Origin of the sequence: Adlercreutzia caecimuris B7, from assembly GCF_000403355.2 — a bacterium.
GTDB classification, from domain to species: Bacteria; Actinomycetota; Coriobacteriia; order Coriobacteriales; family Eggerthellaceae; genus Adlercreutzia; species Adlercreutzia caecimuris.
Map to the genome: position 1 here is coordinate 1,414,024 of NZ_KE159646.1, position 12,999 is coordinate 1,427,022.

The 12,999-nt window shown below is 62.2% G+C and carries 14 protein-coding genes; 11 read left to right on the plus strand and 3 right to left on the minus strand.

The features are described 5' to 3' along the window. Positions 1–37: 37 nt before the first annotated feature. Positions 38–832 carry an epoxyqueuosine reductase QueH gene (locus tag C811_RS09630; protein ID WP_022926490.1) on the plus strand — a complete coding sequence of 265 codons (795 nt, stop codon included), beginning with the start codon at positions 38–40 and terminating at the stop codon, positions 830–832. A gap of 138 nt (positions 833–970) precedes the next feature. Further along, entirely contained in the window at positions 971–1,714 is a 744-nt protein-coding gene (trhA, locus tag C811_RS09635; RefSeq protein WP_016309376.1) for a PAQR family membrane homeostasis protein TrhA, read from the plus strand. Positions 1,715–1,812: 98 nt separating this feature from the next. Here trhA and C811_RS09640 read toward each other — a convergent pair whose 3' ends face one another. Beyond that, positions 1,813–2,649 (minus strand): deoxyribonuclease IV, encoded by an 837-nt coding sequence (locus C811_RS09640; RefSeq protein WP_016309377.1) that lies wholly within the window; start codon positions 2,647–2,649, stop codon positions 1,813–1,815. Positions 2,650–2,760: 111 nt separating this feature from the next. On the opposite strand from C811_RS09640, the gene C811_RS09645 reads away from it, so the two are divergent. Together C811_RS09645 and C811_RS09650 are read left to right on the plus strand one after the other, a co-directional pair. Further along, a complete protein-coding gene (locus C811_RS09645; RefSeq protein WP_016309378.1) occupies positions 2,761–3,705 on the plus strand; it encodes an AEC family transporter in 945 nt (314 codons plus the stop codon). A 164-nt stretch (positions 3,706–3,869) separates the two neighbouring features. Next, on the plus strand, positions 3,870–4,970 hold the full coding sequence (locus tag C811_RS09650) for a MerR family transcriptional regulator (protein ID WP_016309379.1): 1,101 nt from the start codon (positions 3,870–3,872) through the stop codon (positions 4,968–4,970). A 47-nt stretch (positions 4,971–5,017) separates the two neighbouring features. Here the strand turns inward: C811_RS09650 and C811_RS0103290 are convergent, their stop codons facing one another. Beyond that, complete coding sequence (locus C811_RS0103290; RefSeq protein ID WP_022926493.1) at positions 5,018–5,233, minus strand: helix-turn-helix domain-containing protein; 216 nt, start codon at positions 5,231–5,233, stop codon at positions 5,018–5,020. An 83-nt stretch (positions 5,234–5,316) separates the two neighbouring features. Here C811_RS0103290 and C811_RS09655 point away from each other — a divergent pair, with 83 nt between their 5' ends. Genes C811_RS09655 through C811_RS09675 form a run of 5 tightly spaced genes read left to right on the plus strand, consistent with a single transcriptional unit; the run spans position 5,317 to position 8,898 of the window. After that, positions 5,317–6,444 (plus strand): SPFH domain-containing protein, encoded by a 1,128-nt coding sequence (locus C811_RS09655; protein WP_016309380.1) that lies wholly within the window; start codon positions 5,317–5,319, stop codon positions 6,442–6,444. Beyond that, a complete protein-coding gene (locus C811_RS09660) occupies positions 6,434–6,847 on the plus strand; it encodes a hypothetical protein (RefSeq protein WP_016309381.1) in 414 nt (137 codons plus the stop codon). Before C811_RS09655 ends, C811_RS09660 begins: the two co-directional genes overlap by 11 nt. Further along, positions 6,847–7,389, plus strand: coding sequence for a hypothetical protein (locus C811_RS09665; RefSeq protein WP_016309382.1), 543 nt, complete (start codon positions 6,847–6,849; stop codon positions 7,387–7,389). Before C811_RS09660 ends, C811_RS09665 begins: the two co-directional genes overlap by 1 nt. Positions 7,390–7,428: 39 nt before the next feature. Then, positions 7,429–8,016, plus strand: coding sequence for a zinc ribbon domain-containing protein (locus C811_RS09670; protein WP_016309383.1), 588 nt, complete (start codon positions 7,429–7,431; stop codon positions 8,014–8,016). Between the two features lie 21 nt (positions 8,017–8,037). Beyond that, positions 8,038–8,898, plus strand: coding sequence for a DUF6591 domain-containing protein (locus C811_RS09675; RefSeq protein ID WP_156997067.1), 861 nt, complete (start codon positions 8,038–8,040; stop codon positions 8,896–8,898). Between the two features lie 170 nt (positions 8,899–9,068). Here C811_RS09675 and C811_RS09680 read toward each other — a convergent pair whose 3' ends face one another. After that, positions 9,069–10,196, minus strand: coding sequence for an aldo/keto reductase (locus C811_RS09680; protein ID WP_016309385.1), 1,128 nt, complete (start codon positions 10,194–10,196; stop codon positions 9,069–9,071). Between the two features lie 160 nt (positions 10,197–10,356). Between C811_RS09680 and C811_RS09685 the strand changes: the two genes are divergently transcribed. Further along, complete coding sequence (locus C811_RS09685; protein WP_016309386.1) at positions 10,357–10,959, plus strand: 5-formyltetrahydrofolate cyclo-ligase; 603 nt, start codon at positions 10,357–10,359, stop codon at positions 10,957–10,959. 98 nt (positions 10,960–11,057) lie between these two features. Next, a complete protein-coding gene (amrA, locus tag C811_RS17055) occupies positions 11,058–12,713 on the plus strand; it encodes an AmmeMemoRadiSam system protein A (protein ID WP_016309387.1) in 1,656 nt (551 codons plus the stop codon). Positions 12,714–12,999 lie beyond the last annotated feature (286 nt).

The following is a 12,999-nucleotide window of genomic DNA, read 5'->3' on the forward strand; positions in this document are numbered from 1 at the left end:
ACTTTTGCGCCCCTATTCGCTCCTCTTGGTGACAACTATGACTCATCGCATTCTCCTCCATGCCTGCTGCGGACCATGCTCGTTGGAGCCGGTCCGCGTTTTGCGTTCCGAGGGCGTGGAGCCCGTGGTGTTCTACGCGAACTCTAACATCCACCCAGCCGACGAGTACGCGCATCGGCTGGACACGCTGCGCGCGTGGGCGGTCGAAGAGGGGCTGGAAGTCGTCGAGGGCGTCTACGATCCCGAAGCCTGGGAGGCGACGGCCGGACGCGTGGGCGACGCGGCCGAGGCGGCCTTCGGCATGATCGTGAACGAGGAGGGTGACAGGGCGGAAGGCGCCGAGCCCACCGAGGCCCGCACAGCCCGCGAGGCCCGCTGCCGCGCCTGCTACCGCCTGCGCTTCGAGGAGGCGGCCCGTTATGCCCGCGAGCACGGCTTCGACGCCCTGGGCACCACGCTTTCGGTAAGTCCCTACCAATATACGGCCATCATCCGCGAGGAGCTGGAACGCGCCTGCGAGCGCGAGGGTATACGCGCGCGCTTCGAGGATTACCGCTCCTTCTACAACGAGGCCACACGCCGTTCCCGCGAGGGCGGCATGTACCGCCAGAACTACTGCGGCTGCCGATTCTCCGACGCCGAGGCCGACGCCGAGCGAGAGCTGCGACGCGCCGAGCGCCGAGCCGTGCGCGAGGCCGAGGCAGCCGCCCATGCCAACGAACGTGCCGCCGAGGAGGCCGAACGCGCCCGCAAGCGCGCTGAGAAGCAGGCCTATGCTGCCAAACAGGCGAAAAAGCGAGCTGCATTGAAGGCCCTGCGAGAGCGGCGGTAAATTTCCGCAGCTATTTCAAGGCCCCCAGCGCCCCCGGATGGCCAGCGGACCGCCGCTCCCCATTGTTTCCCTGTTGTGAAGCGCGCGACGAGCCCGTTCGTCTATGATGCGAGAATGCCCCCGATCTGAGGAGTCGCCATGCCGCGCGCCATCGCCCTTGCGCATCCCGAGTTTTCGCCCAACGCCGCCGCAGCGGCCGCCAAAGTATGCCCCGAGATACGGGACCGCATACGCCGCTCCGGCAAGAAGAGCGTGCGCGAGTACACCTTGGGCGAGGAGATCTTCAACGCCGTAACCCACGGTGTGGGCGCCGGTCTTGCCGTGGCGGCCCTCGTGCTGCTCATCGTGAAGTCGGTGGGCGACGGTGGCGGCATCCTTCTGGCTGCAGCCCTCGTGTACGGCATCGCGCTTCTGCTGGAATATCTCATGTCAACTCTGTACCACGCGCTCGCGACCGATGCGGCCAAGCGCGTGTTCAAGGTGCTCGATCATTCGGGCATCTACCTGCTCATCGCCGGCACCTACACCCCCTACTGCCTCATTACCCTGGGCCATGTGGGAGGCCTGTGGCTCGCGGCCTTCGTATGGGCGGTGGCGCTTATCGGCATTGCCTGCGAGGCGTTCTGGACCTACCGGCCCCGCTGGATATCGGCCGTGCTGTATGTGGCCCTGGGCTGGTCCATCGTATTCTTCCTGCCCACTCTGTACGCCCAGCTGCATCCCGTGGGTTTCTGGCTTCTGGCCGCAGGCGGTATCAGCTACACCGTGGGCGCGGTGTTCTACATCTTCAAGAAGGTGCGCTACCTGCACTCCATCTTCCACCTTTTCGTGCTGGCGGCCAGCATCCTGCAGTTCTTCAGCGTGTACTTCTTCGTAATTTAGCAGCCGGCTCAGACATCCCCGAAAGTCGAAATACAAGCGGGTCTCTCCCGCTAAGGGGCGGGCCGCTTTGCCGATGGCGTGGAAGGAGCCCCCGGCGGTTAGGCGGCATGGGCAGCGCGCAAGGCGGCGATCTCGGCGCCCCAGCCGGCCAGGTTGTCCTGGGGTGTTTCCAAGAAGAAGGGCAGATCGCGCAGCGCGGGGTGGTTCGTCACGGCGGAAAGGGCGTCGAAGCCGATGTGCCCCTCGCCGATGGGGGCATGGCGATCCTTATGGGCACCGAGCGGGTTCTTGGAATCGTTCAGGTGGATGGCGTGCAAACGGTCTAGGCCGATCGCGCGGTCGAACTCCTCCAGAACGCCGTCCAGATTGCCGGCGATGTCGTAGCCGCCGTCCCACACGTGGCACGTATCCAGGCACACGCCCACCTTGTCGGAGAGCTCCACCCCATCGATGATGGCGGCCAGCTCTTCGAAGCGGCCGCCCACTTCCGTGCCCTTGCCGGCCATGGTCTCCAGCAGAAGCGTGGTGGACTGGTCCGGAGTGAGCACCTGGTTCAGGGCATCGGCGATAAGGGCGATGCCCGCTTCTGCGCCCTGACCCACATGGCAGCCCGGGTGCATGTTGTACAGCTGGCCGGGGGTGTTCTCCATGCGCATGAGGTCGTCGGTCAATAACTCGATGGCGAACTGGCGCGTCTCGGGCTTGGCCGCCGCCGGGTTCATGGTGTAGGGGGCGTGGGCGAGAAAGCGCGTGATGCCGTGGTCGGCCGCAAAGGCGTGGAAGGCCGCCACATCGGCTGGATCGATGGCCTTGGCACGACCGCCCCGCGGGTTGCGCGTGAAGAACTGGAAGGTGTTCCCGTCGATGGACGCGGCATCCTCGGCCATCTTCAAATACCCCTTGGCAGACGACAAATGACAACCGATGGTGAACACGGGACGATCCTTTCGACGGGGGTAACGTAGCGGCCGCCTAGTATACGCCATCAGCGCGCCGCATCGGGCGTACACTGGGGCGACTTCGCAACAACACGAGAAAGGGCAGGCGTGACCGCGGGCATGATCGGTATATTCCAGGAGATCGTCACGTTGTTCGCCATCGTGGGCGTGGGCTATGGCGCCAAGAAGCTGCGGTTCATGAACGACGAGTTCGACCGCATGCTCTCGAAGCTGGTCATCAACATTGCGCTGCCGGGCATGATTTTAGGCTCGGTGCTCACGGCCACCGAGCTGCCTTCGCAGACCGAGGTGTGGCTGTGCCTGGGGCTCTCCATCGCCAGCAATCTCGTCATGTTCGCCGTGGCCTACGGGTTCACACTGCTTTTGCGCATTCCCGACGGGCACCGCGGCGTGTACCGCTTCATGCTCTGCTTCGGCAACGTGGGCTTCATCGGCTACCCGGTGCTCTCGGCCATCTTCGGGCCGGACGCGCTTATCTACGCCGCCGTGTTCAACCTGCCGTTCAACCTCTTCGTGTTCACCGTGGGCGCGTGGTTCCTCACCCAGGACACCGACGGGGACGTGAAGATGCAGACCACCTGGCGCACCTTCGTCACACCGGTGATGCTGTCGTGTGTGGCGGCCGTGGTCCTCACGCTGACCGGCATCCACTACGCGCCCATCGCAGGCGACGCGCTGAGCACCCTGGGCTCCATCACCACCCCGGCGGCGCTCCTCATCATCGGCTCGTCGCTCGCGAACCTGCCGGTGCGCGAGCTTATCGGTGGGCCGCGGTTGTGGGCATGCTCCCTGTTCCGGCTGCTCGGAATGCCGGCCGTCATCTGGGCCGTCTTCCACGGGTTCGTGCCGGCCGGTCTCATGTTCTCGGTGGCCGTGGTGCTCGCGGGAATGCCCGTGGCCACCAATGGTACCATGCTCTGCTACCAGTACGGCGGCAACTCCCGGGTCATGGCCCAGGGCACCTTCGTCACCACCGTACTGGCCTTGGTGAGCATTCCCTTGCTGGCGACCTTCGTAACCGCGGTGGGATAGCACGGTGCAGCGCGCTCTTTTCCCGTCGAGCGCCAATAGAACACGACGCCCTGGGCCGCAAGCATCGTCCGCATCATTGAGCCCCCTCCTCATTTGACCTCAACGTAGGGTTAGGGTTTATCCTGGGGTCAGTAACGGCAAGCGAGGGATAAGGATCTGAGAGAATGTCTCGAAGAAAGGTCACTACAAGCAACGATCTTATTCGTCAGAATTGCACCTGGCCTATGACCGTGGGCGAGGTCGCCAAGCTAACCGGGGTCACACGGCGCGCACTGCAAGTTTACGACGAGCGCGGACTGCTCTGCCCCGCTCGCAGCGGCGAAGACGTGGCCAACAACCGCAAGCTCTATATGCCCGAGGACATCGATCGCCTGAAGCAAATCGTCGTGCTCAAGGACTACGGATTCGATCTGAAGGAAATGCCGCCCATCCTCGACGGGGAGGTTGACGTAGTCGAAGCCCTCAATGAGAAGCTCGAGGAGCTGAGGGCACAAGAGAACGACTTGAAGAACCGTATCTTATTCGCGCGTTATGCCCAGGTCGTGGGAGATGACATCTTCGAGACCCTCGCTTTCGGCACTTCGGAGGTGGATGCTTTTGCCGAATTCCTTCGCGAATCCCCGGTTTACCAAAGTAAGCAACAAAAATGGCAGAATTTCACCGAGACCGACTTCGAGGAAATGTGGGACGACTTCGGCAGAATCGTCTTGCAATTCCTCTCCATTTCTGGTGACAACACGTTTGATCAGGTTGAGGATGCCGTCGGTGCATTGCGCATCTGGTTTGGAAAAACTCACTTCGAGACGAGCGATCTCGATCTTTTGGCTCCTTGGATGATGTTTGAAGACGGAAGCGATGAGGCCGAATTTGCCCAGACGGTCGGTGACGATTCCACCCCGGGCTTCATGCAAGCGGCCGTATTCCTCGTGTGGCTTAAGAAGATGCTCGACAAGTTGTCCGAGACGCTCCAGGCAATGACCGCAGGGGAGCTCGACCATGCGTCTATAGCGGAGAACAAGATGATACGCCTCGTGCACTTCGTATGCGAAGCGGCCGGCTATCCCGTGGTGGAAGTGGCTCAGCTGGATCGAGAAAAGTGGAGCGAAATGGTAGAGTTTTTCGCAACTACCCTCGCGTATCTGGCGGCAGCCCTCGAAGACCGCGATCTTATGGAAGATATGTATCCCCGCACGAAACCGACCATCGACCCTCGCTGTCTAGAAAAGCTGATCGAACGATCCCGAGCTTTGGATCTTTTCTCCTAGAGGAGCGCCTTGTCGACACAGCCCCATTGCGCGAACGTAAGTAGATCCTAGAACGTAAGTAAATCGCGCACGGCCACACCCAAAGCCTCGGCGATACGAGACAGGTCGTCAATGCCCACCCCAACCCGCCCGGTCTCAATGCGCCAGACGTGAGACTTGCTGCTGCCGACCATAAGAGCAAGCTGATGTTGGGAAAGCCCCTGGTCTTCGCGACAGCTACGTATGGCCGCGCCCAGAGTCCGTCTTTTCTCTTCGATGTTCATGGGATAAGCATATGTGGTAGTATGTGGAAATTGGCTTCATATATGAAGCCATAGGAGATGAGTTCAGAATAGGAGAATAGGCCATGGCTATCGTCTCAGTCGTCAAGTACGACGGCAGTCCAGACGTATTCGCGTGGAAATACCCCGACAGCGAACTGGGCACATGGACGCAGTTGATCGTCAACGAGTCGCAGCAAGCGATTCTGTTCAAGGGCGGCCAAGCGCTCGATGTATTCGAAGCCGGACGCCATACGCTCAGCACTGCGAACATCCCTTTCCTGGAGGCGCTGATCAACCTCCCCTTCGGCGGCCAATCGCCTTTCAGCGCCGAAGTGTGGTTCGTGAACAAGCAATTCAACCTCGACGTAAAGTGGGGCACACCCTCCCCCATCCAGATACAGGACCCTGTCTATGGCGTGTTTGTTCCCGTGCGATCCCATGGCATCTTTGGCCTGCAGATCGATGATGCGAAGCGCTTTCTCGTAAAACTCGTGGGAACACTGCCTGCATTCACCAAAAATGACATCGTGCGCTATTTCAGGGGCGTCTACGTCTCAAAGGTCAAGGATGCCATCTCCACCTACATCGTCGAGCACAAGGTGGGCATTCTGGAAATTAATATGTACCTTGACGAGCTGTCGGACTATCTGCGAGAGCGCATTGCCCCCACTATGGCCGATTACGGCATTTCCCTGACCAATTTCTATGTGAACGACATCAGCGTGCCCGAAGATGACCCCGCTGTTGTGTCGTTGAAGCAGACGTTGGCCAAGCGAGCCGAAATGAACATCATCGGATACAACTACGTGCAGGAGCGATCGTTCGACACCCTGGAGGGAGCGGCCACGAACCCCGGCTCAGGCTCGTCGGATCTGATGGGTGCGGGCCTCGGCTTGGGCATGGGCTTCGGTATGGGCGGTGGATTTGGGAGCGCTTTTGCCGACATGGCGAGAAACCTGAGTCCCCTCGGGCAAGAGCTTCGCTGCCCGTCGTGCGGCACGGCCATGGCCCAGGGGCAGAAGTTCTGCGGGCAATGCGGTCGGCCGGCAAGCACCCCTCCCGCCAAGCCGGCAGCATCGGCGCGATTCTGCACCCAGTGCGGAGAGCCTATGCCCGACGGAGCCCATTTCTGCGGGAGATGCGGCATGCAAACTTCGGATTCCCCCAATGCTTCCGCCCCCGAAGAGAAAGGGACGGAAGATGATCGCTAGCATTTTCGGCGTTCTCGCCATCCTCCTTGCTGTTGGCGCGGCAATCGCGCTCGTCGCCTGGGCGCTTGTCTACGGCGTGCGCTTCATTCGATCGTCAAACGCATCACTCAAGTCGATCACGCAATCAAGCGAATCGATGGTATGCGACCTGCGGCAAATAGCAGCGGGATGCTCCGACAGGGCCCTCAGCGCAAAAATCCGGGAAGCGGCGGAATGCCTGCGCTTCTCCGATAGTGCCATCGCGATGCCTGTCGACGAAGACCTCCGCCAGGAGATCGCCCGATTATCCACGGCGGTGCACTCGGACGACGCAGCAGCCATCAATGAAGCGCTCGCGTCCATCGGGCGATTGACAGAAGAGCGCAATGCGGTAGTCGCCCTCGAGAGGAGGGGATCATTCTAGTGAATATCGAGAACCTGTCTCCGGGCACAATTCGCACGCTTGCGGGCGCGGTGCTGATCTTGCTAGGCATAGTAACGGCAAACGTCTACTCGCCCATCGTCGGGCTGGCGCTGATCGCTCTCGGAATAATCGCAATCTGGTGCGTGATAGAGACCGGCAAGCAGAAAGAAGTCTTGAAAGCGTACCGCGCCCTCATCCGAAAAGGCGAATCCCTCAACTTGACCCTTTTTGCCGAGTCGGTCGGCATGGAACAAGAGGAGGTCAAGCGGTGTTTGGTCGAACTATCTCGCCAGAAGAAAATTCCGCCTTTGAAGTTCGTTAACCACCCCGAAGGCCCCCAGGCGCAAAGGCAGTCGCCGGCGCAGAGCGCGCCGAGCAATCCCTCGTCGGCAAAGACCTCCAGCGCTGGCCAGGTTTACGCCGCGGAGGACGTTCAGTCGCTCTTGACAGCCGTACGATGCCGCGGATGTGGCGCAACGGCGCAAATCCGTCGTGGCGAAGTGGCCGAATGCGAGCATTGTGGAAACCCGCTGACTATTTGAGTCAGGGTTGAAATAGCACAAGAGAGAAAGGACGGACGCATGGCCAAAACAAAAGTCAAAGGATCTGCCGCAAGCAAAACGGAGGTAGTTTTAGGAGCCATCTTGATGGTTCTCTTTTTCACTGGCTGCTCAAACGAATTCCTCATGGATAAAGTGAGATGGATGGCAGCAAGCTTCATGTTCCTTGGCGCATATTTCATCGCCCGGGGCCTGGAATGGGGACAACTCGTTAAAAAATACCGCACCTATGAAGCCTTGCTCGCCAATGATCCATCAGGGTCTCTCTCCGCATTGGCATCCGCCACAAAAACGTCCATAAAGGAAGTGAAGCAGACGCTGAACCTGATGATAAAGCGGGGGATGACGGGGTCACTGACCATTGATGAAGGAGCAGAGCGGGTAATTGGCACATTCTCTCCTAATGTCGTCCTCACTCCGGCGGGGATGGCTCCGAAAAGCGCACCCCAGCAAACAGGAGCTTCGGCACCGAGCGGGGAAGCCGCCATTGCAGAAGCCTCTTCCGACGCAGTGGTGGTTTCCTGCCCGAGCTGCGGAGCTAAAAACACCATGCCTCGCGACACCATCGCCCATTGCGGTCACTGCGGCGCGAAAATACAAGCCAAGTAAACGGAAGGAAGTACGAAGACTATGAATCTCGCCTTACTGAGAAATGCAAAGAGGGTTCTTTTCGTCTTGTTTGCCGCTTGCCTCGTCCTAAGCATCTCAGGTGTGCCGGCGTGCTCAAGCTCATCATCGAAGCTCTCATCGGATTTCACCCCCTCTGATCCGACCGAGGATTTCTCGGACATCACCTGGCCGACACGAGGAGTTGCCACCATGCTGCCCCAGCCGAGCGGCCTGTTTGGAGAAATCACCTCCGACCGCTCGGACCATTTCGGCGCGCGAATCGGGAATTTCACAGCTGAGCAGTTTGCAGCCTATATCGCTGCATGCGAAGAGACCGGGTTCACCGAGAACTATTCAAAGAGCTCGGAAAGCTACGTAGCCGACAATCCAGAAGGCTACCACCTGTGGCTCGATTACTCGCCCGATCACCAGTACATGTCCATCTCGCTCGATGCCCCCGATGATGCCGCGGATCCCTCGTCCGAGGATGCCGGTGCAGATCAGGACTCCAGCGACTCAGCAGAGCACGAGGCCGCAGACAAGACTTCGGACGACAACGAGGCCACACAAGCCGAAGCCGAAAAGCCAGCAGAAGAGTCGAGCGACGGAAACACTGTTCTCGGTGAAGTGACCCCTGATTTCAAGAAAGCCATGGATGAATACGAGGCCTTTTTCGACGAGTATCTTGCCTTCATGGAGAAGTACGAGAAATCTTCGGATATGTCTCCCGAAATGCTCGAGGACTTCACCAAGTACATGGATCGCTACAGTCAGACCATGGACGCTCTTAATGACATCGACGAGGACTCCTTGTCACCAGCAGACTATGCGTACTATACCGAGGTCATGCTGAGGATCAACAAGAAGATCGCCAGTCTCTAAGGTCTACAGCATGGGCAGTTGACCCTCATCTTGGGAACATCGCGCAACGAACATCCCAAAGAGCACCAACGGATCCTCGCCAAAAATCGAGCGCAGGAATCGCCTTAGCGATCTCCTGCGCTCGATCGTTTCGGACCCAGAAATCCACCGAGCCCGGAGCTGCAGCCCCCCTACCCCTCGAAGTGCTCCATGGCTTCGGCGAGGTGGTCGATGATGCCGATGGACTGGGGGCAGGCGGCCTCGCAGGTGCCGCACTGGATGCACTTGGACGCGGGGCCCTCGGCGGCCTGCCAGGAGTACAGCCCCTTGGCGAACTCGCGATCCTCGGTGGTCTTCTCCAGGTTCAGCAGGTTCATGGCCACGGGGATCTTCACGCCCTCGGGACAGTCCTTCACGCAGTAGCCGCAGTTGGTGCACGGGATGAGATCCACCGAGCGCAGAGCGGCGATGGCGCCGTCGATGGCGGCACGCTCCTGCTCGTTCAGCGGCTGGTGCGTTTGGAAGGTGCGCATGTTGTCCTGCATCTGCTCCAGCGAGGAGGCGCCGGCGAGCACTGCGAGCACGCCGGGCAGATCGAGGCAGAAGCGGTAGGCCCAGGAAGCCTGGCTCGCCTCGGGGTTCGCCTCGGCGAGCACCGCCGCGCCGCGCTCGGGCAGGTTCGCCAGACGGCCGCCGCGAACCGGCTCCATGATGATGACGGGCACGCCGTGCTTGGCCGCCACCTCCATGCAGCGGGCCGACTCGGTCACCGGGTCGTCCCAATCGAGGTAGTTCACCTGCAACTGCACGAAGTCCATGTTCGGGTGCGCCGTGAGCAGCTCGTCGAGCACGTCGGCGCCGTCGTGGATGGAAAAGCCGATGTTGCGCACGAGCCCGCGCTCCTTCGCGTCGGCCACGTAGTTCCACATGTCGTACTCGTCGAACTTGGCCGTGCGCTTGCCGCCCACGTTGTGCAGCAGGTAGAAGTCGATGTAGTCCACCCCGAGGCGCTCCAAGGAGGTGGGCAGACACGCCTGGGCCTCCTCCTTGCTCGCGCAGGCCCAGGCCAAACACTTCGTGGCCAGGGTGAAGGCCTCGCGCGGGTAACGCTCCACGAGCGCTTGGCGCAGCGCCCCCTCCGAACAGCCGTTGTGGTAGACGAAGGCCGTGTCCACATAGGTGCCGCCCCGGGCGATGAACTCGTCCACCATGGCCTTGACCTGCTCGATGTCGATGGTGGTCACGTCATCCGGGTCGGTCAGGGGCAGGCGCATCGCGCCGAAGCCGAGCTTGCCCACACCCTCGTAAGATGCCGTCATAGGTGCTCCTCTCATAGGCTTCCCTTGTCGTCTCGCTGTCGAGAAGAGTAAAGGTTGGAGTCGGCTCTAAGTCAAGAGGGTGCCCGCGAGCGGTTATCCAGGCCGCGCTTCCCGATAAGGAGGCTGTTCTCGGCGGCACGACGGCACGGGGCGGCCTATCATGCGGCCCATGGGAACGGAAGAGAAAAAACAGCTGCGCACCGAAGCCCGCGCCTTCCGGGAAGGGCTTGACACCTCCTATCGCACACAGGCCGATACGGCCATCGCCGCCCGCGTGGCGGCAAGCGACGCCTTCGTCGAGGCGCCGCTCGTGTTCGCCTACTGCTCGGTGGGCAGCGAGGTGGACACCCATGCGCTCATCGAAGAGGCCCTGCGCCAGGGCAAGACCGTGGCGCTTCCCCGTGCGGTGCCCGGCACCCGCACGATGGCCTGGCACACCATCGGCTCGCTTGCTGATACGGCACCGGGCTTCGCGGGCATTCCCGAACCGGCCAATGACGCCGCCACGCGCATCAATGCCGACGACGCCGATGCGCACGCCCTCGCCCTCGTGCCCGGGCTCATCTTCGATATCCACGGCTTTCGGCTCGGCTACGGCGGGGGCTTCTACGACACCTTTCTCGCCACCTTTCCCGGACGCTCCCTCGGGCTCATTCGCGAGCGTCAGCTCATCGACGATCTGGGAAAATACGGTGCCCGGGAGCCCTTCGATCGGCCCGTGGGCCTTGTCGCCAGCGAAGGAAAACTGCTAACGGTACCGTGACAGTTCGCTGAGAGAGAGGCTCATCGCAGCCGCCATCCCTCACCATATTCCTCGCTGAAACGTCGTTTACTCGCCCCACCAGAAGAGGAGGGTGTGCCATGGGCCTTCTTGCCGCTTATGCTGTTCCCCACCCGCCGTTGATTGTTCCTGCCGTGGGAGACGGCCAGGAAGCGGAGATTGCCGACACCGTTGTCGCCTACGAGGAGATCGCGCGGCGCGCAGCGGCCCACGATCCGGACATCATCGTCATCGTCTCCCCCCATGCGCCGCTCTACCGCGACGGCTTCTTCATCTCCAACGCCGAGGAGGAAACCGGCTCGATGGCCCAGTTCGGGCAGCCGCATGTCACCGTGACCACCCGCGGCGACGCCGAGTTCGCCCAGGCCGTGGCCGACCGCCTGGCCCGGCGGTCCATCCCCGTGGCCGGAGCGCCCGCCGCCCAGACCGAGATCGACCACGGCGCCTTCGTGCCGCTGCACTTCCTCGCCCAGACGGTGGACTTGGAAGAGGTGCCGGTGCTGCGTGTGGGGCTCTCGGCGCTCTCGCCGTCGGACCACCACTTCCTGGGGCAATCCATCACCCGGGCGGCCGAGCGGCTGGACATGCGCTGCGTGCTCATCGCCAGCGGGGACTTGTCCCACCGCCTGAAAGAGGACGGTCCCTACGGCTTCAACCCGGCCGGTCCTGCGTTCGACCGCGCCGTGGAGGGCGTGTTCGCCCGTGGAACCCTGCAGGAGCTCTTCGCGCTGGACCCCGTGATGTGCGAGAACGCGGCGGAATGCGGGCTGCGATCCTTCGAGATTATGGCCGGCGCGCTAGAGGGGCTCCCCTTCCGCCCCCAACTGCTGAGCTACGAGGGGCCCTTCGGGGTCGGCTACGCTATCGCCGCCTTCGAGGTGGAGGCCGGCCCCTCCAGCACCGAGGAGGAGGTGGAAGCCGAGATTCGCGGCGCCCACGCCCGATGCGTCCCCGCAAGGCAGGCTGATTCCGCAGCCGCACCGCACGATGGCGCGACCATGATGCCGGAGGCCGACTCCGCATTTGACGGCAATACCCTCGAGGCAGACGAGTGCCGCGACGAATACACCACCTCGGCGACGATTGCGCCGGAGGGCGGCTTCGTGGAGGAGCCCGCCGACAGCGCCCCACAGGACTGGTGGGACGCCGACGACGAGTCGCTGGCAAACGACGAGATCCTCTCCCTCGTGCTGGACCCCGAGGTAGACCCGCTCGTAGCCTTGGCCAGGCTGAGCGTCGAATCGATCGTGGGCACCGGCGAGGTGCTGGCGGTGCCGGACGGATTGCCCGACGACATGGTCGGGCGGCGCGCCGGCGCTTTCGTGAGCCTGCACGAGTTCGGCAATTTGCGCGGTTGCATCGGCACCATTGCCCCAGCGCGCCACAGCCTGGCCGAGGAGATCATCATGAACGGCGTGGCGGCAGCCACCGAGGACCCGCGCTTCGCCCCCGTGCGCCCGGCCGAGCTGGACCACCTTTCCTACTCGGTCGACGTGCTCGGCGAACCGGAGCCGGTAGATTCGCTGGAGCAGCTTGACCCGGCACGCTACGGCGTCATCGTGACCCGCGGCTTCAAGCGGGGGTTGCTGCTACCTGATCTGGAGGGCGTCGACACGGTCATGGATCAAATCGCCATTGCCAAACAGAAGGCGGGCATCGCACCGGACGAGGATGCGAAACTGGAGCGCTTCGAAGTGGTGCGCCACACCCTGGGCGGCGACGCTCGCAGCGAGTAACCGGCCCCCGGGCAGTCTCTTCCGCGGGCACACCCCCGCCGCGCGAGGCGGCTCCAAGGGCACGAAGGCGAGGCCCGACCCCGGCGAGGCATCCACGCCCATCCAGGCCGCCAGCTCGCTGCGGGCGCCGGCGCGGTGGGGCACGATGAGCCGCGCGGAGCGCACATCGGCCGGCGTGACGGACGGCAGCGCGGCCAACGGGTCATCGGCACCCACGAGCATGCCCCACCGGTCTTCGTGGGGCAGCCGCAGCATCTCGTAGCGATCCACGTCCACGGCGGGTTCA

Bases quoted from the DNA above. Each gene is read 5' to 3' on its own strand.
- C811_RS09670 (WP_016309383.1), top strand. From the start codon at position 7,429: ATGGCCAAAACAAAAGTCAAAGGATCTGCCGCAAGCAAAACGGAGGTA.
- C811_RS09675 (WP_156997067.1), top strand. From the start codon at position 8,038: ATGAATCTCGCCTTACTGAGAAATGCAAAGAGGGTTCTTTTCGTCTTG.
- C811_RS09680 (WP_016309385.1), bottom strand. From the start codon at position 10,196: ATGACGGCATCTTACGAGGGTGTGGGCAAGCTCGGCTTCGGCGCGATG.
- C811_RS09660 (WP_016309381.1), top strand. From the start codon at position 6,434: ATGATCGCTAGCATTTTCGGCGTTCTCGCCATCCTCCTTGCTGTTGGC.
- trhA (WP_016309376.1), top strand. From the start codon at position 971: ATGCCGCGCGCCATCGCCCTTGCGCATCCCGAGTTTTCGCCCAACGCC.
- C811_RS09650 (WP_016309379.1), top strand. From the start codon at position 3,870: ATGTCTCGAAGAAAGGTCACTACAAGCAACGATCTTATTCGTCAGAAT.
- C811_RS09630 (WP_022926490.1), top strand. From the start codon at position 38: ATGACTCATCGCATTCTCCTCCATGCCTGCTGCGGACCATGCTCGTTG.
- C811_RS09685 (WP_016309386.1), top strand. From the start codon at position 10,357: ATGCGGCCCATGGGAACGGAAGAGAAAAAACAGCTGCGCACCGAAGCC.
- C811_RS0103290 (WP_022926493.1), bottom strand. From the start codon at position 5,233: ATGAACATCGAAGAGAAAAGACGGACTCTGGGCGCGGCCATACGTAGC.
- amrA (WP_016309387.1), top strand. From the start codon at position 11,058: ATGGGCCTTCTTGCCGCTTATGCTGTTCCCCACCCGCCGTTGATTGTT.
- C811_RS09655 (WP_016309380.1), top strand. From the start codon at position 5,317: ATGGCTATCGTCTCAGTCGTCAAGTACGACGGCAGTCCAGACGTATTC.